Consider the following 24,305-nt stretch of genomic DNA (forward strand, 5'->3'; position numbering starts at 1 on the left):
GCCAAGATGGACGACTACATGATCAAACGGAACGAGACCGCCCGCCCCTTCAAGTGGACCTACGCCGCCAGCCCCCTCCAGGAAGCCTGAACCCCCCTCCACGAACTTTCGCGGAGCAGCACTAGGTGCTGATGGGCCGATCGGGTGCGGGAACGATGGCTTGATCCCGCACCCCGGACAACCTCGTCCACCTCTTCCCCTCGGGCCGGACCGGCCGGGACGCAACCGTTGACGGGCGCCCGCCGGCCGGCCTGCGGTCGGCACCCGCCCCACCCGCTCCGGCCGACGGGCCCCGGGGCGGCGGCATCGTTTCGCCGCCTCCCCGGGACACGTCAGCGGTTGGCGTTCGACGGGCCGAAGAACTCGATCTCCGTGATGGCCACCTGCTTGTCGGCGGAGACCGCGTGCGCCGTGTCGATGGTGAAGCGGACCTTCGTGACCTCGCCGACGCGGAACGCACGCCGCTGACCGCCCGCCCCCTGATCCAGGGTCAGCGGGCGCGTGGTCACCTTGCCGTCCTTCCCGGTGATCGTCGCCGTGACGCGGTGCGGCAGGGCGGATTCGCCGATCTTTTCGGCCTTCGCGGAGACGCCCGGGGTGATGATCAGGTCCAGCAGCCGGGTCGGCTCGCTGAACGTGGCCTCGATCCACTCGCCCTGGCCGGACTGCGAGACGCCGGGACCCCACCAGGTGTTGCTGCGCTTGTCGAAGGCGAGCTCCGGCTTGTGCTCGGGGTACGAGCGGGAGGCCGTGATCCGGTCGGGGGCCACGGGGGCGCGCTTCGCGAAGTGGTCCCGGGTGGCCTGCACGCCGTCGGGCAGGTACACGAGGCCGAGGATCGCCAGGGTCACCACGACGGCGAGGGTGATCCAGGTGCCGATGCGGTCGAACACCCGGCGCAGCCGGGGACGGTCGCCCGCCCACGGCGTCTCGCGGCGCCGCCCGGCGAAGAGCCGGCGCCACCAGGGCGCCCGTCCCGATGCGGCGGCCTCGGCGCTCTCGGCCAGCGGCATCGCGCAGCGCACGCAGTAGTGGCGGTCGGGACGGTTGGGCGTCGCGCACCACCGGCACGGCGGCCCGCCCACGATGCCGGGCTGCGGTCCCGGGGCGCGTACGGCGGGCCGTTCGGCGTCCGGCCTGCCGGGCAGGACGGGTGCGACGGCCGCCGGCGCGGGGTCCGGCGCCTCCGCGTCCGCCACGGGCACCAGGAGGGAGCGTGCCCGGTCGGACATGGTGTCGCTCAGCGCGTGCGGGGTCGGGGCGGTGGCCGCCGTGTCCTGCGGCGACGGAGTGCCCGGGCGGTCCGGGCGGTCCCCGCCGGGCCCGGCGGGGCGCCCGCCGTCGGCGGCCGGGGCCGGGCCGGCCGGCTCCGCGCCCGCGCACTCGCCCGGGCGCGCCGGCGACCCGGATCGTTCCGACTCCTCGGCACGCCGCTCCGATGCGGGGTGGCCGGGCGCGTCGGGCACACCGGGGTCGCCGGGCGCCCCCGCCGCCGCGGACGACGCCGCGGTCCCGGGTGCCCCGGTGGCTCCGGACGACGACCCCGGCCCCGTACCGCCGGCGGCCACCGGCGTTCCCGTGACATCCGAACGCCCGCCGGTCTCACGGCCGTCGGTCTCCTCCGACTCAGGGGCAGGGCCCCGCGAACCGCCGGTGGCGGATGCCGGGCCGGGTCCGGCGGCGCGGCCGGCGGCGCGCGCCGCCCGTTCCGCACGGGCGGCGCCCATGGTGCCGACGGACGTGCCGGCGGACGTACCGGCGTGCTCGGGCGTCGCGGTGTCCGAGCCGCCCGTCGTCCGGGCAGCCTCGTGCGGGGTCCGCGCCGCGTCCGCGGCGGGGCCGCGCTGGTGGGACGACGGGCCGGCGGGGCGTGCGGCGCGGGCGCCCTGGTCCCAGCTCAGCACGGCGCCGCACGCGTCGCAGAACGACTGGCCCGGTTCTGCGCGCGTTCCGCACTCGGCGCAGTTCTGCGTGCTCATGTCTCCGGGGTCCTTTCGGTGGCGGTCACCTCGACCGCGTAGGGCATGTGGGCGGGACGGGCGGCGGCCACGAGGGAGTCCAGGCGGTGGAAGTCGGCCGGAGTGGGGTCGGGCAGCCGGAGGGTGACGTGCAGACGCGGGCGCGGGTCACCGGGGAAGGGGCCGAGGGGGCGGGCGTTCCAGTCGGCGGCGCCGCTCTCGGTGATCTCGGGTACCACGCCGAACGCCAGCCGTACCGCCTCCGCGAGGCCGCGGCGGGTGCCGCGGATGCGGTGCAGCGCGACGGCCGCCGCCACGGCGGCCCGCAGCCGGGGCTCGGGCTCGCCGCCGTCGGTCTCGGCGCCCACCCAGGTGCCGAGCCACAGGGCGAAGTCGACCGGGGTCAGCGCCGGGTCGAAGTAGGTGTCCAGGCAGTCCAGAACGTTCAGGATGGGCGCGATGACGTCGTCGAGTCCGCCGACGAACCGCTGGGCCAGGTCGTCGTCGGCGAAGACGGCGGGGAGCATCGTGCCCAGCGGGAGCGAGGAGCCGAGGCCGTCGACGGAGCCCCGGTAGGGAGTGGCCGTCACCCGCCGTCCCCGATCACCCGGACGCGGTGGTCGAACGAGAAGACCAGCGAGGGCCGCTCCAGGTCGATGCGGTCGGTCGCGTTGCCGCGCTTGCCGGTGAGGGGGTCGGCGGGGTGCAGCACGACCTCGTCGACGAGTTCCACTCCGGGGACCCGCTGGAGGACCGCGAACACCTCGCCGGTCTGCACGGGGCGGCCGAACGGCCAACCCTGCCCGTCCGCGCCGCCGGTCAGCGGATCGAGGTGGCGGTAGAGCGCGTCGTGCGCCTGGCGGCGCACCCGGTCGGTGTCGACGCCGCGGAAGGCGTGCACGGTGGCCACGACCGTGACGCCCTGGTAGTACGGCGGGCCGACGGCCAGTCGGGTGCCGATGAGACGGCGCTCGTCGAGGTGACGCGTGATCCGACCCAACAGGGCGTCATCGGGTACGAGTTGCTCGAACCGCAGCCGCCCGCCCGGGTCGGGCACGGCCTGCGGGACGACGAGGACGCGGACCGCGTAGGCGCCGTGCGTGCCCTCCTCGCCCTCCAGGCAGGTGATGCGCGCGGTCTCGGGAGCGGCGCGGCGCGCGAGCTCCTCGTAGTCCCGCAGGGTGACGGCACGGTCCTGGGCGCGGAGCGTGATCGGCGCCCGCAGCTTGGCCTCCTCGACCGTCTCGCCGTCGACGCCGCCGCGCGCCGCCTCCCGGTTGACGACCTCGGCCACGTACGGGATGGAGGTGCGCAGCACCTGGACGGCGCCGCGCGCCACATTGCCGCCGCGCCCGCCTCCGGTGCGGTAGCGATGGGCGCGCACGACGGCGCCCTTGGGGGCGACGGCCCCGTACTGGCGCAGCGACCCGTCCGGTTCGCGGACGGCCGGGCCGAAGGCGATCTCGCCCGTCGCGGCCTCCAGGGTGACGTGATGGTCGCCGGGCCGGGACGCGGCGAAGTGCGGGACCACCTGCCAGTCCTGCCAGCCGTCGTCGGCGGCGGTCTGCAGGAGCAGCGGCGGATCGTCGGCCACGACCGGGGCGTGGATCAGCCGCAGCCGCTGACCGGGCAGCCCGGTGGCCTCGCCGAGGGCCTCGTCGTGGACGGTCTCGGCGTGCACGGCGCGGGTGGTGCCACCGATGGTGTACGCCTCGACGGAGCGGATGCTCGGCGAGGTGGTGTAGAAGGGCTGGCCCGGCAGTGGGTCGGTGACGCGGCAGCGGACCCAGCCGGCCTCGTGCCCGCCGTTGCGCGAGAGCACGTGACCGGCGGGCAGGTGCAGGACCACGTCGCCGGGCCGGTTGAGACCACCGGTGCCGTCCCGGTCCATCTCGCAGGGCTGCCAGCCGTCCTCGGTCCAGGCCTCCCACAGCAGCGGCGGCTGACGGGGATCGACACCGACGCCGTCGACACGGCTGTCGAGCTCCAGCGCGAGCGCGCAGTGCGGGACCGCCGCGCTCAGCCCGATCAGCATGCAGTCCCCGGGCTGCGGGGCCTCGGCGAAGCACAGCACGTCCTTGCCCTCGACGAGGTCCGTGGTGCGGTCCACGACGGGCTGCCCCTGCTGCTGCACCACCAGGTGGGACAGCGCGCACGGGACGACGGCCAGGTCGCGCTCGGTGGCGAAGACGACGGCGTCCTCCCGCTCGGTGCGCAGCGTGGCGACCTCGGCACCGGCCGGGACCAGGATCACGTCCTCCTGGGGCGCGGACAGCCAGAACGTGACGTCAGTGCGCGCCGCGGAGGGCGGGAACAGCGTGATGCCCACCAGGTCGAGGAAGGCGAGGTGGTTCTTCTCGGGGACGCGGTTGAGCCGGTACACGATCTGGTCCGCCATGTGCGCGACCGTCTCGACGAGCGTGACGCCGGGGTCGGAGACGTTGTGGTCGGTCCACTCCGGGGCGCGCTGCTGGATGTAGCGCTTGGCGTCGTCGACGAACTGCTGGAAGCGCCGGTCGTCGAGGTTGGGGGAGGGCAGGGACATCAGAGGTCGCTTTCCAAGGAGCCCGGCGCGCCCGGCTCGTCGTGGGAGGGGATGACGTAGAAGGGGAAGACGAGGCTGCGCGGATTGTTGGTCCCGCGCACGGAGTACCGGACGTCGATGAACAGGACGCTCTGGTCGCCCCCGGCGGAGACCTCCACGTCGTGGACCTCGATCCGGGGTTCCCAGCGGTCCAGGCTCACGTACACCTCGTGCTGGATGCGTCCCGCGGTCTGCTCGTTGACCGGGGCGAAGACGAGGTCGTGGATGGCGCAGCCGAACTCCGGGCGCATCGGCCGCTCGCCCGGGGCGGTGGCCAGGACGAGCCGGATGGCCTCCTCGACCTCGCGTTCGCCACTGACCAGCGCGATGCCCCCGGTGGGGCCGATGCGCATCGGGAACGCCCAGCCGGAGCCGATGAACTGTTCGGCCATCAGGGGGCCACCTGCCTCTTCCTTCTGGCGACGGCGCGGGTGCGCCGGTGCGGTCGTCCGGTCATGCGGGGAGGGGGTACTTCACGGTGTTGACGAAGACGAGGCCCTGGAGGTCGAGCCGGACGGCGCGGATGCCGACGTTGGCGATGGAGTTGACCTGGACCGTGCCGCCGGAGGAGATCATGGCGGCGCCCAGGGACTTGAGGTTGAGCGCGCCCATCGCGTCGATGGTCACCGCGCCCGCGAGCGACCGGAGGTTGACGATGCCGCGGCCCTGGATGTCGAGGATGCCGCCGCTCTTGATGGAGAGCCGGCGCCGGGCGCTGAGCGTCAGGTCGGTTCCGGCCTCGACGGACACCGAGCGCCCGCCCTTGATCGTCACCGACCCCTGGCTGTCGACGGTGATCTCCGTCTTGGTGCGGTCGAGGTTGATGGTCAACCGGTCGTCACCGCTGGCGATGCGGACACCCTGCCTGCGCCGGCCGGTCCGCTGGCTGAGCAGGTCGATGCGGTTGGCCTGCCGGTCGGACACGGTGTGCCGGGCCGCCTTCCTCTTCAGCCCGTCGTGCAGCGGCACGTCGTCGACCCGGGACGGCAGGTCCCGCCCGTTGTACAGACCGCCGATCACGAACGGGTGGTCCAGCGCGCCCCGGTCGAAGCCGACCAGCACCTCGTCGCCGACGTCCATGGGGAAGATGCCGCCACCGCCCACACCTCCCGACTGCACGCTGCGGGCCCAGTCGCTCACGTACGTGTCGTCCAGCCACGGGAACTGGAGTTTGACCCGCCCCTGCTTCAGCGGGTCCTGCACGTCGGTGACGATGGCGTTCGCGACACCGGGCAGCCGGGCCGCGCTCGCGGCGTCCGCGCCGCCCCCGCTCGACGCCAGCCCGTACAGAGAGCGCCACTGGCGTCCGCTCACCGTGATCCAGGACTCGTAGTGCCGGCCGTCGCCGAAGACGTGCCGCGCGGAGGTGACGGTGTACTTGCCCTCGAAGGGCTTGCCCACGTCGCCGAGGGCCACGGGCACCCCCGGCCGCAGCTCGGGATTGCCGTACACGGCGACCTCCAGCTCCGCGAACGACGAGGTGACGTCGGCGGCGAGGGCCTTGGCGGCGTTCTGCACCTCGTCCTGCCGGTCGTACGGCGTGGCGGTCTCGACGAGCCGCGCCGACGCGAACTTCCCGGCCGCCTGCCCCGGCGTGAGGCCGATCGAGATGCCCGGATCGGTGGTGACCGGCGCCGTCTCGACGATCTTCTTCTTCGTGGTGACGTTCCAGCCGCGCGACTCGACCGTGCCCACCTGGTCGGCGGCGGTGACCGCCGCCCGCAACCGGAGGATGTCGTGGCCGGCCTGGAGCACGAAGGGACTCTTGTCACCGTCGGTCTGCGGGGACGGCCCGCCCGCCGACGGGGTCGGCGTGACGAACCGGAACTTCCCCTTCGGGTCCAGGGACATCACCATGTTGTTCTCGTCGGCGAGCCGCGACAGGAAGTCCCAATCGGTGACGTTGGACTGGGAGATGAAGCCGTACATGCCCTTCGTCGGCTGGATCCGCCCGATCGGCACGCCGTCCATGGCGGCGAGCTTGCGGGCGATGTCGGAGGCCTTCTGATTGCGGTAGGCGACGACACGACGTTGGCGCATCATCCGGTGCCCGAGGTCGTAGCCGCGGATCACGGTGAAGCTCCCGGTGCCGTCGTAGTCCGCCTCCAACGCGGTGACCTCGCCGGTCAGGAGGGGCTTGCCACCACCCTGGCCGTCGGCGATCGGCGTGAGGACCACCCTCGTGCCGAAGGTGACGCCGAGCTTGCCGAGCACCAGACGGTACGGGTCGCGGAACGTCAACCGGAACGCGGCGGGCACGCCGACGCCCTGGTCGACCCAACCCTCCACGAGCAGCGGGGCGATGTCGTCGGGAAGCTTCGCGGAGCCGATCCGCACCTGCATGATGCTGGAGAACGCGGGCTGCACCATCAGCTGGACACCTCCTCGGGCGCGGGCAGCACCAGTTCGGTGCCCGACGGCAACCGGGACGGGTCGTCGATGCCGTTGATCTCGGCGATCGCCCGCCACACGGTGGCCGTGCCGTACTCCCGCCACGCCAACGACTGCAACGAGTCCCCGGCCACCACCCGGTGCACGCGCTGCGCGGTGAGCGCGCCGGACGTCGGGTTCTGGCCCTTCGTCTTCCCCGGGATCTCCACCAGGTGCACCTGACAGGTGGCTCGGATGGGCACGCCCGTGGTGCCGAAGAGGCTGTACGACGCCTCGACGGAACCCACGTACGCCACGAACCGGGCCGTGGAGAACGACCCCCACTCGAACACCACCCACGGCGGCGACGGCTGGTCGGCCGCGATGCTCTTCGCCGTCACCTCGCAACACCCCAACAGCGACTCGACCTTCTTCAACACCGTGTTGCCGGTCGGCGCGGTCGAGGAGTCCAGGAAGATCTCCAACGTCATCTCGCGCGGCTCCGCGCCCATGAACTCCGGCTTGGAGCCGTTGCGCACGGCCATCGTCGGCGTCGCCTTCCACTGCGCGCGCTGGCTCAGCGACAACTGCGCCGGATTGAACTCGAAACCGAACGTCCTCATCAGCGCCCCGGGCGTCGTACTCGTCCCGACCGGAGGCTCGTGGATCGCCAGCGTCGCGCGCACCAGGCTCTTGCCGGCGCCCTTGCTGCTCGTGGCCATGGGTGTGCTCCTATCCGCTCTGCCGCGCCGTCAGTCCGTGAACCCGTGGTGGGCGATCTCCAGGACCTCCGTGGCCACGGCGGGGCTCGCGGGATCGAGGGTGGGGCCCTCCCAGCTCACCGGCAGGACGTCGATGAGCCCCCAGCGGGCCACGAGCGAGCCGTCGGCCCGCAGCGCCGCGATCTGGGCGGTGGGCCGCTTGATCCCGGTCTGGACCGACGAGATCCACTTGGCGACCTTCGCCGTGTCCGGAGTGAGCGGCCGGGTCAGCCGGATGGTGGAGAACGTGACCCGGGTGGGCAGGTGCCACACGAAGCCGTTGTTGCCGCCCTCCTGGCGGTGCTCGACCTCCACCTGCGACGACAGGCCTTGGCACCCGTTGAAGTACCCGAGGCTCTCGCCGTCGATGGTGAGGGTGAACCAGATGGTGGACCCGGGGTCCTGGCGCGGCATCCGAGGTGGGCCTTTCTGTCGTTCTGCGGTGGGGGCGGGCGGTGGACCGGGTCACGGGCGGCCGGCTCGGGCCCGGGCGGGTTCTTCGGCGGGTGCTTCGGCGGTCCGTCAGGCGCGCGGATCGCGGAGTCTGCCGATCCGTTCGCGGTCCATGCGCAGTTCGGTGCGGACCAGGCGGGTGACCCGGTCGATGATCCGGTGCACCAACTCGTCCAGCTGGAACTCGGTCAGCTCGCGCGGATCGAACGCGCCGGCGGGCACCGCGGTGTACTCGGGCGGCGGGCTGCCCTGGGAGACCGCCGCCCCGTGAGCCGGAAGACCACCGGGCGGGGGCGCGCCGTGCGCCCCGGGCGGCTCGTAGGGCGGCGGCGGGTCGGCCGGCCGTGCCTGCTGCGACGCCGGCCGGTGATGCCCCCACGTCGACGCCACGGTGGCCGCCGCGGCGGACGCGAGCGCACCGATGGACCTGCCGGAACCCGAACCGGAAGTGGAGGTCGAGCCGAAGCCGAAGGAGGGAAAGCGCTGGACCGCGGGCCCGGACGGCGACGAACCCCCGGCCGGCATCCCGGCCGGCCGGGCCGCGCCCAATGCCACGGGCGCGGCCGCGGGCGGCGGAGTCAGCGGCGCCACGGGCAGCGGACCGCGCGCCGCGGCGCCCGCGCCGGACACGGACGGCCGGCGCAGGGGAACACCCCGCACGGGGACGGCCCGTTGGACGGGGAGCGCGGCGCCGGTACGGGGAAGGGCCGACGCGGGCCGTGCGGGGGACGGGGGCGCGGGTGAGGGGAGGGCCGGAGGCGGCTGCGTCACCGGGGGCGGGGCGATCGGAGGAAAGGCCGCGACCGGTGTGACCGGAGTGCTCGGTGCGATGGGCATGACGGGTGTGACGGGTGGGACTGTCGTGACTGGAGAGCTCGGCAGGGTCGGTGCGCCTGGGGTGTTCGGTGCGCTCGGTGCGTTCGGTACCGAGGCCCGCTGGATCGGCGGGGAAGCCGGAGCCCCGGCGCGGGAGCCGGGGTGCTGCTGCGCGGCGACCGGCGCCCTCTGCGCGGGCGCGGCCGGGAGGGGAGCGCCGAGGGGGGAACGTCGCCCGGCGGCCGGCTGGGAAGCGGAGGCGTGCGGGGAGACGGGGCGCGGGGGGACGGGTGCGCGGCCGGTCGCCGGACTCGGTGCCGTGACGTGCGCAGTGCTCGCCGTCGGGGCGATCGGGGCGGTAGGCGCCGCGGCCTCGGGTGTGGAGTGCGCAGGGGACCGAAGGGGCGCACCGAGCCCCGCACGGGGAGGCGCGGCATGGCGCTGCACCGGGCCCCCGGGCGTGGAGCCGGTGGAAGCACGGGGGCGCGGGGCGGTGGTCGGAGCCGCGGTAGGAGCCATTGTCGGGGTCGTTGTGGGGGTCGTTGTGGGGGTCGGGAACTCCGGTACGGGGCTCGGGGCAACGGGTCCGTGCTGCGACCCCGTCCGACCGGGGGCCGACGGGGGTACGGCCGCGGATGCGCGGCGGACGACGGGCGCCGGTGCGTTGGCGGCCGCGGCCGGGCGGGCCGTGGCGCGTTGCACCGCCGGCGCCGCCGTGTCCGGACGGGGAGCCGGGGGACCGGCGCCGGGCGACGGGGCGGCAGCGGAAGCCCGGACGGCCGGCGGCTGTTCCGGGCGGGGCGCCCGGGGCGGAAGGGAAGCGTCGGCGGGTCGGTCGGCGCGCGGAGCCACGGGAACGGCTCCGGCGGGTGACGTCGCCGGCGGCGTGGCAGGGGCCGCCGTGCGCTGTACGGGCGGGGTGCCGGGAGTTCCGGGCGACACGGGAGTACCGGCCCGGGGCGTGGTGTGCGGAGTCGGTCGGGGCATCTCCGTGGCGTCTGGCCCCGCCGGGGCCGTGGGCCGTACCTGCGGGGGAGTGGCGTGCGTCGTCGGTGCGTCGGGGCCGGCCGCCGGGCCACCGCTCGTGGCGGGTATGGGCGTGGGCGTGTGGGGTCGGACGTTCCGCGGGTCGGTGGGCCCGGTGGCCGGGCCGTCGGGCACGGTGGGGGAGCGGCGAGCGTCAGCCGGAGCGGGTGGTGTCGCTCCGGGCGCGGGTATCGCTCGCTGAACGGGCGCACCGGGCCCGGACGTCGGCGCCCTCCCGGTCGAGGCGGGCGACGGCGATGCCGGTGACGTCGCTGCCCCGGACTTCGGCGCGCGGGAGGGCGGTGCGACCTCCCCGGCGGATCCCGAGGCACCGGTCGCGGGCGACTTCTCCCCCGCGCCGGGCGTGTTCCTACGCGGCGCCTTCGCTGCGGGCGGCATGCCCTGCGGTGTCACCGCACGCTGCCCGGACGCCGCCCCGGACACCGACGACCCCCGCGTACCCGGAACGCCTGACCCACCCGGAACACCGGCCCCACCCGGGCCGCCGGACCCGCCCGACCTGCTCGGTACATCGGTTCTTGGCGCGGAACCCTCGGTTCCGGACACCGCCTTGCGCTGCACGGGCGCGCCGAGTCCCGCCCGCCCGGCAGTCGGACCCGTGCGCTCCGCCGACGGGGCACGCGGAGGGGTGTCCCGTACCGGACGGCCCTGCACGGGACCGCCCTGTACCGGACGATCCCGCAGGGGCCGGGTGACCTGCGGTTCGCCCGCCGGCGAGGCCGGAACGGCGGAATCACCGAGGGACGACGGACGAGCCGGGGGCGAGGGCGGCGGAGGAGACGCCGGACGGTCAGGAGACGCCGGACGGTCAGGAGACGCCGGACGGTCAGGGGACGCCGAACGCTCAGGGGACGACACACCAGCCGAGGAAGCCGACCGCCCCGGGAACGACGAAGGGGCCGGGGACGCCGCCGGGGGTGCAGCGTCCCCGGCAGCGGAAGGACCGCCCGGGTGGGGAGTCGCGGCCCGCTGCACGGCGGGCGCGACACTCGGGTCGGAGGCGGAGGCGGAGGCGGAGGCGGAGGCGGAGGCGGAAGAAGCGGCGGACGCGCCGAGGTCACCCCGGTCGTCATCGGCAGCCGGAGCCGCCGGAGCCGCCGGAGCCGCCGGAGCCGCCGAGGCTGCCGCGCCCTGCGCGGTCGGCGTCGACGCCGGCGCACGGGTGGTCCCGCGCGTCGCGGGCAGCGTCCGTCGGCCGGCCGCGGGCGCGGGCGGCGCCTTGGCCAGGAGTTGCCGTGTCCGGGGCGGAGTCGGCTGTACGGGCGTCACCTGGACACCACGATTCGCCGTCCGCGCCGGGGCGGACGCCGACTCCCGAGCCGACCCCCGCGCAGCCGTGGGCGCCTGAGCCCGCGCCGGGGCCGGCCGGTCGGCGAGCGAGCGCTGTACCGGAGGCGTCGGGGACAGTGGCACCGCCGGCACGAACCCGACGGGCCGGGCCCCCTCGCTTACCGATGCCGATGCGGATACCGGCGACGGCGACGAAGCCGAGACGGCCCCGCTCGCCGAGGGGGACACCGACACCATGCGCTGCGGGATCGCCCGCAATGGCGCCACCGGCACGGTCCGTGCGGCGGGCTCGCCGGCGGGACGGCCCGACGGCAGGTCCGGGGCGGGCCGCCCGAGGCCCACGACAGGCCGGGCGGACTCGGTCAGCGCGCCCGAGAGCAGGCTGCCGCCCGCCGCGGGGTTCAACACCGCGGGAGAGGAGACCCGGGTGAACGAAGGGTTCTGCCAGGTCGGCAGGCGCCCGCCGAAACCGGTGTCCGCGACGCCCGTCGGCGCGTCACCGGTCATCCGCCGCATCGGCGGCAGGCCGGCCCAGGCGGCGACGGCCACGGGGGCCGCGGAGGTCGCGGGAGCCGCGCCCCCGGGGGCCGCTGCGGACGCCGGGCCCGAGGGTCGTTCGGTGTCCGGAGCCGGGGAGCCGCCGGGCGCCGCCGTGCCGCCGTCGCTCCGCCGTCCCCACAGCCGGTCCAGGAATGCCACGTGCTCAAGCCTCCGGCGCGCCGCGCGTCACGAGGGACGCGATCTGCTCGGTGTACCGGCGTCGATCCTGGTGCTCCAGGTCCAGGATCGCGTCCGGACCCCAGTGGAAGTGGTAGGCGACGTACGCGATCTCCTCGTGCAGCCGGTCGGTCGCGTACGTCACGATTCCCCCAGGCGGCTCCCGCCGAGCTCCACCTCGAAGGGCTCCGAGCAGTGCGGGCACTGCACGGCCGCGCGGGTGTGGCCCTCCGCGTTGATCTGGCGGTAGAAGTCCTGGAGGAACGCCAGGTCGGACGCGAACATGTTCTCCACGATCCCGTCGTGCACCATCGACAGCGTGCCCAGCCGGACGATGACCCGGCCGAGCAGCACCACCGAGAGGTACGCCGGGTTCTCCTGCACGCGCACGTCCCGCAGCGGGACCAGCTCGTCGCGCGCCGTGGACAGCCGCATGACACCGTCACGGTGCACGGTGCCCGCGTCGTCGACGTACCCGCGCGGCAGCTCGAAGGGGAACTCGGTACGCAAGGACTGCCTCGGGGCCTGCTCGATCGGCGGGCCGGCGGGTCCGCGGTCCGGTGCGGCGGCGGGAGCCGAGCGGGGGAACTCGGCCCCCGCCGCCGCGGTCTGGGGCGCCATGGAGGCCGGAGCCTTGGCAGCCGTACGGCGCATTACTCGATGACCAGTTCTTCGAACACGATGGTGACGGTCTCGGTCAGCGCCGCCGCCTCGCCGGCCTTCACCGTGCTCGCATCGATCTTGCTGCACCAGGCGTTGCGCAGGTTGTAGCGCTTCACCGGGTTGTTCTGGAAGTCCATCATGATGATGGAGGCGTTCTTGCGGGCCGTGCTCATCTGACCGCGGATCGAGTCGTTGATCCACTGCGTGAACGACGCCGACTGGGTCATGCCGCGCACGACCGTGCACTGGCCGTTCTTCTGAACGCCCGGCAGCAGCGATACCTCGGCCCGACCCTGGGCGCTGTTCTGCTGGTAGGTGATGACGTCCTGTTCGAGGGTGAGACCGCTGACCTCGGCGAGATACTCGACCATCACCCCGTCGATCTGGAGACCGAAGTTGTGTGACGTGAGGGCGTCACCCGGCTGGAGACTCATGCGTTCGTTGTCCTTCTGAGGAGGGGAGGGGCTCGGGGAGGAGACGCTGGCGGAGGCGGGCTCCGCGCCCGGTTACTCCTCCAACTCCCCGTTGCCGCCGGAGAACTGCGCCAGCCGGAAGATCACGAACTCGGCGGGCTTGACCGGCGCGATGCCGATCTCGCAGATGACCCGGCCGAGGTCGACCGACTCCGGCGGGTTCGTCTCCTCGTCACACTTGACGTAGTACGCCTGCTCGGGGCTCTGCCCGAACAGGGCGCCGCTGCGCCACTCGTTGACCAGGAACGCCGAGACGTTGCGGCGGATGCGCGCCCAGAGGTTGTGGTCGTTCGGCTCGAACACCACCCACTGGGTGCCGATCAGGATCGACTCCTCCAGGTAGTTGAAGTACCGGCGGATGTTCAGGTAGCGCCAGGCCGGGTCGGAGGAGAGGGTGCGGGCACCCCAGACGCGGATGCCGCGGCCGGGGAAGGCCCGGATGCAGTTCACGCCGATCGGGTTGAGCAGGTCCTGCTCGCCGCGGGTGATCTGGAGTTCGAGATCGACGGCGCCGCGGACGACCTCGTTGGCGGGGGCCTTGTGGACACCGCGCTCGGAGTCGTTGCGGGCCCAGATGCCGGCGACGTGCCCGCTCGGCGGGACCAGGCGCGACTGCCCGGTCGCCGGGTCGAAGGACTTGATCCAGGGGTAGTACAGGGCCGCGTACTTGGAGTCGTAGTTGGCCGTCTCCTGGCGCCAGACCCGGATGTCACGGGCGTTCAGGCCGGGCGGCGGGTCGATGATGGCGACCCGGTCGCCCATCAGCTCGCAGTGCGCGATCAGACCGAGCTGGACAGCCTTGACGGCCTCCAGGTCGATCAGACCGCGCTGGTAGGCGGCCATCAGGTCGGGCACGGCGACCATGGAGATCTCGTCCACGGCCTCCAGACCGCCGAAGCCCGTGCGGTCGGCGGAGTCGCCGAGATACTGCGCCGGGCCGGCGTGGGAACCCTCGGCGCGACCGGCCGGAGCGGCCGGCTCGACGGGCGCGGGCGGCGGCGCCGGCAGCGCCACGGTCTGGTTCTCCGGACGGGCCAACTGCGCGGCAGGCGCGGCCTCGGTCACGGCGATGAGCTTGGAACGCTCCTTGACCTGCGTGACGACGTAGGAACGGTTGCCCTTCTTCGCGCTCACGTCGAAGGTCTCGACCGGCTTGTCGCCGTCCTTGACGATCAGCTTGAAACGCTCCGCGGGCCCCTCGCCCTCGGCGTCTGCGACCTCGACGGACAGCGTGCCGCCGCTGCCCTCCGCGGTGGCCGCCACGGCGAACGTACCGAGCGGACGGGACTCCGCGGCCGGCAGCGCGGCCCGAGGAGCCGCACCGGTGACCGCGGCGGGCGCGGACGCCTGGACCTGGCCGGCGGCGTCCTCGGCGGAGCCGCCGACGCGCACGACGTACGCCGCCGAACCGCCGTTGTTGAAGAACCCGTAGAGGGAGTGCGCGAGGTAATAGCCGTCGGTGAAGTCGCCGAAGGCCGCGACGTACTGAGTCCAGTTGGTCACCAGCGTGGGCTCGTTCAGCGGGCCGGTCGGCGCCAGACCGACGAACGCGGCCACCGACGTGCCCACTCCCTCGATCGGGCGCGAACCGCTGGCCACCTCCTCGACGTAGACGCCGGGCGACAAATAGGACGGCATGCTCTGCTCTCCTCGGGTACGAGACAGGACACTCCACCTTGACCCGAGGACCGCGCCCGCCGAAACGTCCCCCGGTACCCGAGTGGGGGCACCGTCGTTGCCCCCGCCGCTGCCCCTCCAGGCAGCGGTGGCGGCAAGGGACGCACGCCGGGACGACGGGGGCCGTCCCGGCTGCCCCGAGGTCTGCCCCCGCGGACCTGTGGGGTGGCCGGGAGGTCGGGTAAGGCTGGATGGCCAGCCGTCCGGACAGTCGAGAGAGAGCGTCATGCGCGCGCACGGTCAACGCAATCCGTCGTCGGACAAACGGGACACCTCCCGCCGGGCGGTGCCGCCGAGCATGCCCGTACAGCGACTGCTGAACCTCCACCGGGCGGCGGGGAACGCGGCCGTGGCCCGCGCCGTCGAGGCGCAGAGGCACCGGCACGGCCCGGGCTGCGGGCACACGGAACCGACCGTCCAGCGCCGGGAGTCCGCGCAGCACGACCACGGCCATGAGCATGAGCACGAGGGGGAGCGTGACGCCGGGCCCGCGTCGCAGCTCGGTCTGCTCGGGGCCGCGCTGGCCACGCCGAGCAGCCCGCTCCCCGACTCCTTCCTCGGCAAGGCGAAGGCGTTCTACCGCAACGACCACCTCGGCGCCGGGCAGGTCCACGACAATCCGGCGGCCCAGCGCGCCACCGCGGCCCTCGGCGCCCACGCCGTGACCGTCGGCAACCACATCCTGCTCGGCCCCAAAGCCGTCGGGAACACCGAGATCCTCGCCCACGAGACCAGCCACCTCGACAAGAACCTCCGGGGCATCCGCGAGACGGGCCACGACAACGGCGCCGGCATGGCCGTGACCGACCCCGGGCAGGGCTCCGAACGCGCGGCCACGGCCGACGGCGCCGCCTTCGCGGCAGGACACGGCACCGCCCCGTCCATCGCCCAGCGGGCGCCCACGGAGGAGAAGGAGGGCAACGAGACCGCCCTGAACGCCACGAGCCCCGGCGCCCCGGCCGTCCAGCGCACCCTCTGGGAGTTCGAACCCGGCGGCACCTACACGGACGCCGTCGACACGCGGGAGACGCGCTGGCGCAACAAGGACGACGACCAGGACATCCGCACCTCCTCCCAACTGGGCGTCCCCCCGGGGACCACACCGCGGCACACGGACGTCTACGACGACCAGACGGGCAAGGTCCACAGCAGCGGGAACGTGACCTTCTCCAAGAAGGGCACCATCCCGGAACGCGACTACCCCGAGCGCGAGTCGAAGGCCCGCCGCGAACTGGTCACGGCCAAGAGGTACATCGCCTCTACCCTCACCCTCCTGAAGTCCGCGGGAGACAACCCGAGCGGCGCGCTCCTGAGCGGACTGCACTCCGGCTTCCCGGCGCTGCGGGCCATGACGCCCCGGCAGATCGCGGCGTTCCTGCCCCGCGTCGCCGAGGTCGTGCGGCGCATCCAGGCGGGCCTGGACGCCCAGGGCGCGCAGATCGCCCTGGTCGGCACCGGTACCGGCGTCCCCTCCGAGGTCATGGGGTGGGTCGATCCCACCCTGGGAGAGCGGATCTCCCGCGCGACCAATCCGGACCTGCAGAAGAGCGAGGCGCTGCCGACCACGGACGCGGGTCGCTCCGGCCCCATCCACCTGACCAAGGCCGGCCAGATCGCCTGGTACGTCATCCACGAGGCCACCCACCGGTTCGCCGGCACGCTGGACTACCAGTACAGCCCGCGCGACGCGGAGCTGACGCAGGACACCATCGTCGACAGCCTGGCCCAGGACTTCCCCGAGGCCTCCGCGGACCTGGAGAGGACCAATCTCGGCAAGCGTGCCCTGAGGGATCCGGGGGAGTACACCGGGGAGAACGACGACTCGGACCGACAGCCCAACTGGTACGCCATGGGACAGCGCGCCCTGATGAACGCCGACTCCTACGCCCAGTTCATCATGATCGTCAACGGCGAGCGGGTGCCTCGGTCCTGACGGGGCGTGCGGGGGTACGCCGGGGCAACCAGGTCTGCCCTTGCGGCTCCTGACCGGAGGCGCGGGCGCGGTTAGCGTGCCGGGGGTGAGCCTCTGGACTTCGCTGGAACCCGCCTCCGTCACCGTCGACCCCGGCAGCCGCACGCGCGTGCGGCTGCGCGTGCGCAACACCGGTGACGTGGTCGACGAGTATCGCTTCGAGCCCGTCGGCGACGTGGCGCCATGGATGACGGCGGAGCCGGCGACCTTGCGGTTGTTCCCGGGCACCACCGGGACCGTGGAGCTGACGTTCGCACCACCCCGGACCCCCGACGCCACGGCCGGTCCCAACCCGTACGCGGTGCGGATCACGCCGACCGAGCATCCCGAGGCCGTGACGGTTCCGGAGGGGAACCTGACGATCACCGCGTTCACCGAGGTGCGCGCGGAACTCGTGCCGCCGATCGTGAAGGGCCGCTTCCGCGGACGCCCCAGGCTGGCGGTCGACAACCTCGGCAACACCAAGGTGACGGCGTCCGTCGCGGGCAGCGACACCGGCGACCACCTCGCGTACGAACTGCGCCCCGGGAACGTCCAGATCGAGCCCGGCAGGGCCGCGTTCGTCAATACGACCCTGCGGCCCCGGCAGATCATCTGGTTCGGCTCCAAGGAGCAGCGGCCCTACACCCTGGCGGTGCGCCGCTCCGGAGTCGAGCCGCTGGACGTCGAGGGGACCTACGTCCAGCGCGGTTTCCTCCCGCGCTGGCTGGCGACCTTCTTCGGGCTCTTCCTGGCCCTGTGCGTCGCCTTCGTGATGATCTGGATCGCCTACAAGCCGCAGGTCCGCTCCGCGGCCACCGAGGCCACCGAGCAGGTCGGCGCCGTCCTGCCCCCCACCCCGGCCCTCTCCCCACCGCCCCCGCCGCCGTCACCCAGCGCCGAACCGGAACCGCCGAAGACCGAGAAGCCCAAGGACGACGGCGGCGGCGGCGGAGGAGGAGGAGACACCCCGAAGCCCTCGAAGCCCGCGGGACCGCCGCCCGTGGTGCCCGCCGAGAAGGTCCTGCTGCGCAACGCCGCCACCCGCAAGTGCGCCGACCTGCCGGGCCGCGAGAAGGGCGCGATCAACACGGCCGTCCAACAAGCCAACTGCGACGGCACCGCCGGGGACAACCAGCTCTGGAACCTCGAGGTGAAGTACCCGAAGCTCGGCCCCGGCGGAAAGCCGCTCTTCCAGATCCGCAACACCACGGACCAGTTCTGCATGGACCTCGGCGAGTACGGCGGCCGACCCGTCGGCACCGGCATCGGCGAGTTCCACTGCGTCGGCACCACCGCCGACAACCAGCTGTGGTGGATCGAGAAGCAGGAGAGCGGCGACTACTGGATCCGCAACTTCGCCAGCAACAACAAGTGCCTGAACGTGAACGGCGGGGTCAACACCGGGGACCGGCTGAACATCTCCGACTGCAGCAACACCGGCAACCAGGAGTGGAAGATCATCCACCCCAAGACCGCCTGACACCCGGGGCGGCCGCCCTGGGCACCGGGCCTGGTGACCGGGGCGGCCGCCGCATCACCAGCCGCCCTCGCCCGGCACCAGCCGCCCCGCCTTGCGGTACTCCCGCCGGGCCCCCTCCAGGAGGTCCTCCGCCGTCACCTCGCCGCCGCGGCCGGCGGCGAGATAGGCGGCGGTGACCACCGCACTGCGGATCGAACCGCCCGCCAGCTCGAAGTCCCGGGCCAGCGGCGCCATGTCGATGCCGTCGACGGACGGCACGTGCGCCAGCCCGTACCGCCACAGCGCGAGGCGCTGGCCGGGGTCCGGGAACGGGAAGTCGACCACCAGGTCCAGCCGCCGGGTGAACGCCTCGTCGATGTTCGCCCGCAGGTTGGTCGTGAGCAGGGCGATGCCGTCGAACGACTCCAGCCGCTGGAGCAGGTAGGAGCTCTCCATGTTGGCGTAGCGGTCGTGCGCGTCCTTGACCTCGGAACGCTTGCCGAAGACGGCGTCCGCCTCGTCGAAGAGCAGCACCGCGTCGGTGCGGTCCGCCTCCGTGAAGATCCGCTCCAGGTTCTTCTCCGTCTCGCCGACGTACTTGTTCACGACCGACGACAGCTGGACCACGTACAGATCGAGACCGAGGTCGGCCGCGACCACCTCCGCCGACAACGTCTTGCCCGTACCGGACTCTCCGGCGAACAGCCCGAGGACGCCCCGGCCCCGCCCACCGCCCGCGCTGAGCCGCCAGTCGCCGAGCACCCGGCTGCGGTGACGGGCCCGCAGGGCCAGCTCGCGCAACTGTTCCAGGGGCCTTTCGGGCAGGACCAGGTCCGTCCAGTCCACGGCCGGCCGGATGCGGCGGGTGTGGCTCTCCAGCCCCGAGGCCGACTGGCGGCGCGCGGCGCGCCGCACATGCGCGGCGGTGACCGCACCGCCGTCGAAGGCGGCCAGCGCGTGCGCGGCCCGCGCGGCCCGCCGCACGCGGTCCCCGCCCAGGCGGTACGGGGCGACCGTCGCGGCCAGGTCGAACGCGTCGGCGTCCGCGCCCAGCGCGGCCCGCCAGGCGGCCGTCCCGCCGTCCCGGCGGCCCGGCGCCTCCAGGACCAGGGGATCCTCCGGGCACCAGTGGGGGTCGTACGGGCGGGGATCGGCCAGCAACACGGTCACGTCCGGCGCCGCGGCGAGCGCACGCACCAGCGGGCCGGGCCGCTCGGGCAGCGCCGGCACGACGACGGCCCGGCCGCTGAGACGGGCCTCGCGCAGCAGCTCGGCGACGTGCTCACCCGGGGCGGCGCAGCACAGCCCGTCCAGGCCCGCTGCGCGCAGGGCCGCGGCGTACGCGGCCAGTCCCTCGCCCTCGCGCTGTTCGCGCAGGTAGACGCCGGCGGGACCGGACTCCAGGAGGGCCGCGAGCCGGTGGGTGAACTGCTCGGCGGCCGCGTCGGTGGGCAGCGGCTCGGGCATCGGGTGCAGCAGGTCGAGCAGCGCCGCGTCCGGTGTGTCGTCGCCGAGGAGGTGCCCGATCAGCCGATCGGGCACGCGCAGCGAACGCGTCAGGAAGGGACGTTCGGGCTCGTCGACCTCCAGCAGGCCCAGGGCCGCGAGGGGCGCGGAGGCGTGCAGCCGGGCCCGGGCCGCCGCGGAGTGCGCGGGCACCCCGCACAGGTCGAAGGCGAGGCCGACGGTGGCCCGGCGTCTGCTCACGTCGTCGTTGAGGTAGCCGTAGAGCGGCTCGAAGGTCCGGTCGACGTCGGGAGCGAGGGCGACGAGCACGACGGCGACGTCGAGCGCGGTCAGGCCTGTCCGGCCGGCCAGCGCGGCCAGCCGGTCGCCGGGGCCCGACGCCTCCTCCCCGCCCACGGCCCGGCCGGTGCCCGCGTCGGATCCCGCCCCGCCCGCGGCCACCGCGGGCCAGGAGCCGAGGAGATGGCGGACCGCCTCCTCGGACAGGTAGAGGCCGCGCAGGGGATCGTCGGCCGTGGGATCGCCGGCGGTCCGCCGTTCGACCAGCGCCGACACCCGCCCGCGCAGCCCGTCGAGACGTGCGAGCAGGGCGCGGCCGGGCCCGTCGACGGCGCCGGGCGGCGGTGCTCCGCCGCCGGCCGTCCCCGCATCCGGCGCCGTTTCCGTCCCCGCTTCCGTTCCCGCATTCGGCGCCGGGACGGCGTATGACGCGCTCACCGCGCGTCCGCGCCGCGGGAGGTCTCTGCGCGGGGGGCCGCATCCTTGCCGGCGGTCCGCGCCGCCCGGGCGGCCGCCACCTGATGGGGACGGTGCGAACGGCCCTCGGACACCGCCGGGTCGCCGTCCATCCCGCCCACCCGGAGCGTCGCGCCCTCGGTGACCGGCGGCCCCGCGTCGTAATCGGGGTAGGCCGGGAAGGGCACGGTCACCACCAGGTCGAGGGACGGCTTCAGTTCACCGCCGAGCGCGGACCAGATCTCGGCGAGCGACCGCGACTCCGTCTGGATGCCGGCCACGGACAGCGGCACGGACAGCCCCAGCGTCCCCAGGGAGCCGGGCAGTTCGTCCGGCGGCACCATCTCACGGGGCAGCAGGGTCGCGAGCACGGCGGACAGCAACCGGTGCTCGTCCAGCGGGGTCTTCGTCCACGCCGTCACCAGGTAGGACAGCCTGAACCAGCGCGGCGGCCGGCTCCGCCGCACGACCACGTCCCGCTCGTCCCGCACCCCGATGTGGCCGCGCTGACGCCGGGCCACGTCCTCCCGGATGTCGTACAGATAGCTGTTGACCACCGGGGCGTTGCGCCGGGCGGCCCAGTCACGCGTCGGCGCCTCGAAGGCCACCTCGATCCCCGAACCCGTCAACGCCCCACCGCCGAGGAGGCCCTTGAGCATCTCGTCCACCTCGTGGATCACGCCTGCACTCTCGCCTCGCCCGCACGGCCGTTACCACCCGGCCCGTCGTCCACCGTCGATCGTCCCCCGGACGGCCGCCCGGCCCGCAGGGGCACGGGGGACGAACGACGGGCAGCCCGCCCTGCCCTCGCGGACACTCCCGGCCGTGTTCGATTGCCCGGACGGTCAGATGTAGCCTTCCCGAAGGGCAAACGCCACGGCGTGCGCCCGATTGCGCAGGTGAAGCCGAGTGGTGAGGCCGTGCATGACGTTCTTGACGGTCCGTTCGGAGTAGGACAACTTGCCCGCGATCTCACCGGTGTCCAAGCCCTCGGAGACCAGACGCAGGACGTCCACCTCACGGGACGTCAGCCCGAGGGCCGGCGCGCCGGCCCGGCCTCCCGCGCCCCGGTGCAGCGTGCCCACCTGGTGGATGAGCCGGCCGAGCAGGTCGGCGGGCAGGTCGCCGTCACCGCGGGACGCGGCCAGCACCGCCTGCACCAGCCGCTCGGCGGTGGCCTCGTGGCGCCAGACGATCGCGCCGACACCGCACTCCACCACGTCCATCAGCTCGTTCTCCCGCATCGCCCCCACCACGAGGACGGCCCGCGCCCCCTCGCTGCGCACGATCCGACGCAACCGGGTCAACGCCGCCTCGTCGAGGGCGTCCTCCACGAGGAGGGCCACCGTGTCCGGACCGGACTCCTCGCGCAGCTCGATCTCCGGGTGTCTGCGCAACAGGGCGACCGCTCCCGCGAGGCCGATCGGGTCCGCGGCGGACACCGCCACGGGGACGCGCCGGTCCCCGGAGCCTGCGTCGCGGCTCGTGCCGGGAGCGGACGTGGTCGTGATGCGGGGTGAGTTGAGCAACCGTTTCCCCTGTTCAGCGGCCCGCAGTGCAACGCGGGCCGGTAGCGGATGAGCACCCTCCACACTTCTGCGGGCGCCACGGGAACCGCAATCGTGGAGCACCACGGGCCGCACCACGAGACCGCGCCCGCGAGCACCACGAGGCCGGCGTCCTCGACGGGCATCACCGCGGGTCACAGCGGTTCCCGTCGGCATCCTGGCAGGCCGGGGGGCCGGCAGTGAGGTACGCCACTTCATGCCACCGCGCCACGGATTCCGTCGTCTCACCCGACGGCGAAGCACACCCTTCACCACAGGAGGCACGGATGACCAGGCCACTCCGTGAACGCGACCGCGCCCGGGCCCTGATCGCGGCCGAGACGGAGCGGGCCCGCTCCGGTTCCGGCGGCCTGGTCCTGCTCCAGGGAGCCACCGGAACCGGCCGTACCTCCGTGCTGGAGACCGCCGTTCAGGACGCCGCGGGCCGGGGTCTGCGCGTGCTGTGGGCACGGTGCTCCCCGGAGGACACCGGGGTCCCCTTCGCCACCGTGCTGCAACTCCTCGGATCCGTACCGGACTTCACCGACCTCTCGCCCGACCGGGACGACCGGGGGAGCGCCGCCCGCCTGTGGCGGCTGCTGCGCGCGTACGCCGACGAGGGCCCGCTCCTGTTGGCGGTCGACGACGTCCACCTGGCCGACGCCCCCTCCCGCCGCTGGCTGCGGGAAGCGGTACGCCACATCGACCGCTTACCGGTCCTGGTCGTCGCGAGCGAACGCAGCCAGTACGACATCGACCCCCGGCACACCGGGCTCGCCCAACCCCTGTCCCCGTCCCTCGTCCGCACCCACACCATCGACCCGCTCGGCGACACGGCCGCCGCCGCTCTCGTCCTCGACGCCCTGCCGACGGCCGCACCCGACTGGACGGCGCAGTGCGTACGGGCGGCCGCGGGCAGCCCCCTGCTCCTCCACGCCCTGCTCGACGACCTCGGCGGCCCGCAGTCGGCCGGCCCCGCACCGGACGCGCTCCCGCCTCTGCCGGAGACCTGCGCCGCGCTGTACCCCGGAAGCTACCCGGCGGCCGTCTCCTGGTGGCTGGACAGCGCGGGTACGGCGACGGCCGAGGTGGCCCGCTGCCTGGCGGCCCTGGAGGAGGCCTGGCCGCGTACGGAGAACCGGCCGACCGGGGACGCCGCCGAACCGGTGGTCCCGGACGTGGCCGGGGTGCTGGCCGAGGCCGCCGGCGCCGATCCCGCCCGGGTCACCGGCTGGCTCACCGCCATGACCCGCATCGGACTCCTGCGCCCGGACCCCGCCGGCCTGCCCCGATACGCCCACCGACTGCTGCGGGACGCCGTGTTGACCGGCTGGCCGACCGTACGACGGGAAGCCGCGCACCTGGTGGCCGCGAGGACGATGCTGCGGCGCGGCGAACGCGTCGAGGCGGTCGCCGCCCACCTGCTGCGCACTCCGGGCGTCGGCCTGCCCTGGGCCCTGCGCGTACTCCAGGACGCGGCGACGGTCGCGGTGAACGACGCCCGCCCCGGCGACGCCGCCGGCTACCTGCGCCGCGCCCTCGACGAACCCCTCTCCGACGACCGGCGCCAGCGGCTGCTCACCGAACTGGGCTCGCTGGAGTACGCCTCCGCCGGCGGCGCCGTGGCGATCGCACGCCTGGCGGAGGCCCAACACCTCCCGGCCGCACCCCGCGACCGGGTGCGCACGGCCGTCGCCCTCGGCACGGCCCTGGTCGGCCGCGGCGAGGTCACCACCGCCCTGGAGGTGCTGCGGCGCACGGAAGGCAGCCTGGACGGACACCCGGGACTCACCCGCACCGTGCAGACCGCCACCGCCCTGCTGTCCGACGCCGACCTCGTGACCCGTCAGGAGACCTACCGGCGGCTCTCCGAGAGCGGCGAGTACGCGCCCGAACTCGTCGGCACCGCCAGCCGGGCCCTGCTCGTGCGGTACGAGGCGACGGCCGGGCTGATCTCGGCCGGCGAGGCCATGAACCGCGTACGGGCCCTGCTCGCGCAACCCTCCGACCCGCTCGCCGAACCGTTCCTCCTGGGGACGGCGGCGGCCGTCGCCGAATGGGCCGACGAACTCGACGAGGCCGAGCGGCTCGTGGACCGCGGCCTGGCCGGCCAGCACCCCGCCCTGCTCCACCCCATGGAGCACGCCCTGCTCAACACCCGCGCCGACATCGCCGCCGCCCGCGGCGACGTCGCCCGACTGATCGCCGTGGGCGGCGCGGGCGGGGGGCGCGGCGGGGCTGGGGGCGCACCCGGCCGGGCCGCGCCGCGACGGCCCCCGCCCGGTCCTCAGCCCGGCCAGACGATCGATTGGATCTCGCTGTAGGCGTGCAGGG

17 protein-coding genes and 1 pseudogene are annotated in these 24,305 nt (G+C 74.2%); 3 read left to right on the plus strand and 15 right to left on the minus strand.

The window, feature by feature from the left end; genetic code table 11:
- Positions 1–332: 332 nt before the first annotated feature.
- The 12 genes from OTB19_RS35380 to OTB19_RS35435 form a co-directional block, all read right to left on the minus strand.
- Positions 333–1,979: an NADase-type glycan-binding domain-containing protein gene (locus OTB19_RS35380; protein WP_267802837.1), complete on the minus strand. Its 1,647-nt coding sequence runs from the start codon at positions 1,977–1,979 to the stop codon at positions 333–335.
- Positions 1,976–2,485, minus strand: coding sequence for a phage tail protein (locus OTB19_RS35385; RefSeq protein ID WP_267802855.1), 510 nt, complete (start codon positions 2,483–2,485; stop codon positions 1,976–1,978). Before OTB19_RS35385 ends, OTB19_RS35380 begins: the two co-directional genes overlap by 4 nt.
- 59 nt (positions 2,486–2,544) lie before the next feature.
- Positions 2,545–4,503 (minus strand): putative baseplate assembly protein, encoded by a 1,959-nt coding sequence (locus OTB19_RS35390; RefSeq protein WP_267802838.1) that lies wholly within the window; start codon positions 4,501–4,503, stop codon positions 2,545–2,547.
- Complete coding sequence (locus OTB19_RS35395) at positions 4,503–4,934, minus strand: GPW/gp25 family protein (protein WP_053684967.1); 432 nt, start codon at positions 4,932–4,934, stop codon at positions 4,503–4,505. Before OTB19_RS35395 ends, OTB19_RS35390 begins: the two co-directional genes overlap by 1 nt.
- Before the next feature lie 61 nt (positions 4,935–4,995).
- On the minus strand, positions 4,996–6,912 hold the full coding sequence (locus OTB19_RS35400; protein ID WP_267802839.1) for a VgrG-related protein: 1,917 nt from the start codon (positions 6,910–6,912) through the stop codon (positions 4,996–4,998).
- Positions 6,912–7,634, minus strand: a complete 723-nt coding sequence (locus OTB19_RS35405) for a LysM peptidoglycan-binding domain-containing protein (protein WP_267802840.1) — start codon at positions 7,632–7,634, stop codon at positions 6,912–6,914. Before OTB19_RS35405 ends, OTB19_RS35400 begins: the two co-directional genes overlap by 1 nt.
- A 30-nt stretch (positions 7,635–7,664) precedes the next feature.
- Entirely contained in the window at positions 7,665–8,087 is a 423-nt protein-coding gene (locus OTB19_RS35410; protein ID WP_267802841.1) for a phage tail protein, read from the minus strand.
- Positions 8,088–8,195: 108 nt separating this feature from the next.
- Positions 8,196–8,786, minus strand: a complete 591-nt coding sequence (locus tag OTB19_RS35415; protein WP_267802843.1) for a hypothetical protein — start codon at positions 8,784–8,786, stop codon at positions 8,196–8,198.
- Between the two features lie 3,196 nt (positions 8,787–11,982).
- The gene (locus tag OTB19_RS35420) at positions 11,983–12,141 is read right to left on the minus strand and encodes a DUF6760 family protein (protein ID WP_199826461.1); all 159 of its coding nucleotides are present in this window, start codon (positions 12,139–12,141) and stop codon (positions 11,983–11,985) included.
- Positions 12,138–12,650: a hypothetical protein gene (locus OTB19_RS35425; RefSeq protein ID WP_267802845.1), complete on the minus strand. Its 513-nt coding sequence runs from the start codon at positions 12,648–12,650 to the stop codon at positions 12,138–12,140. The genes OTB19_RS35420 and OTB19_RS35425 overlap by 4 nt, the downstream gene beginning before the upstream one ends.
- Positions 12,650–13,093 (minus strand): phage tail protein, encoded by a 444-nt coding sequence (locus OTB19_RS35430; RefSeq protein ID WP_053676562.1) that lies wholly within the window; start codon positions 13,091–13,093, stop codon positions 12,650–12,652. The genes OTB19_RS35425 and OTB19_RS35430 overlap by 1 nt, the downstream gene beginning before the upstream one ends.
- Positions 13,094–13,165: 72 nt before the next feature.
- Positions 13,166–14,770, minus strand: a complete 1,605-nt coding sequence (locus OTB19_RS35435) for a phage tail sheath subtilisin-like domain-containing protein (RefSeq protein ID WP_267802847.1) — start codon at positions 14,768–14,770, stop codon at positions 13,166–13,168.
- A 337-nt stretch (positions 14,771–15,107) separates the two neighbouring features.
- On the opposite strand from OTB19_RS35435, the gene OTB19_RS35440 reads away from it, so the two are divergent.
- Together OTB19_RS35440 and OTB19_RS35445 are read left to right on the plus strand one after the other, a co-directional pair.
- Positions 15,108–16,742 carry a DUF4157 domain-containing protein gene (locus OTB19_RS35440; protein WP_267802849.1) on the plus strand — a complete coding sequence of 545 codons (1,635 nt, stop codon included), beginning with the start codon at positions 15,108–15,110 and terminating at the stop codon, positions 16,740–16,742.
- 85 nt (positions 16,743–16,827) lie between these two features.
- Positions 16,828–18,243, plus strand: a complete 1,416-nt coding sequence (locus tag OTB19_RS35445; RefSeq protein WP_267802851.1) for an RICIN domain-containing protein — start codon at positions 16,828–16,830, stop codon at positions 18,241–18,243.
- Positions 18,244–18,297: 54 nt separating this feature from the next.
- Here OTB19_RS35445 and OTB19_RS35450 read toward each other — a convergent pair whose 3' ends face one another.
- The 3 genes from OTB19_RS35450 to OTB19_RS35460 form a co-directional block, all read right to left on the minus strand.
- On the minus strand, positions 18,298–20,277 hold the full coding sequence (locus OTB19_RS35450) for an ATP-binding protein (protein ID WP_267802856.1): 1,980 nt from the start codon (positions 20,275–20,277) through the stop codon (positions 18,298–18,300).
- A 125-nt stretch (positions 20,278–20,402) separates the two neighbouring features.
- Positions 20,403–21,104 carry a DUF4255 domain-containing protein gene (locus tag OTB19_RS35455; RefSeq protein ID WP_267802852.1) on the minus strand — a complete coding sequence of 234 codons (702 nt, stop codon included), beginning with the start codon at positions 21,102–21,104 and terminating at the stop codon, positions 20,403–20,405.
- A 165-nt stretch (positions 21,105–21,269) separates the two neighbouring features.
- Positions 21,270–21,953 (minus strand): helix-turn-helix transcriptional regulator, encoded by a 684-nt coding sequence (locus tag OTB19_RS35460; protein ID WP_267802854.1) that lies wholly within the window; start codon positions 21,951–21,953, stop codon positions 21,270–21,272.
- Between the two features lie 305 nt (positions 21,954–22,258).
- Between OTB19_RS35460 and OTB19_RS35465 the strand changes: the two are divergent.
- Positions 22,259–24,238: pseudogene (locus OTB19_RS35465) on the plus strand (AAA family ATPase); the annotation flags it as partial.
- Between the last annotated feature and the right edge of the window lie 67 nt (positions 24,239–24,305).

The sequence above is a fragment of the Streptomyces sp. H27-H5 genome, assembly GCF_026627505.1.
Classification (GTDB): domain Bacteria; phylum Actinomycetota; class Actinomycetes; order Streptomycetales; family Streptomycetaceae; genus Streptomyces.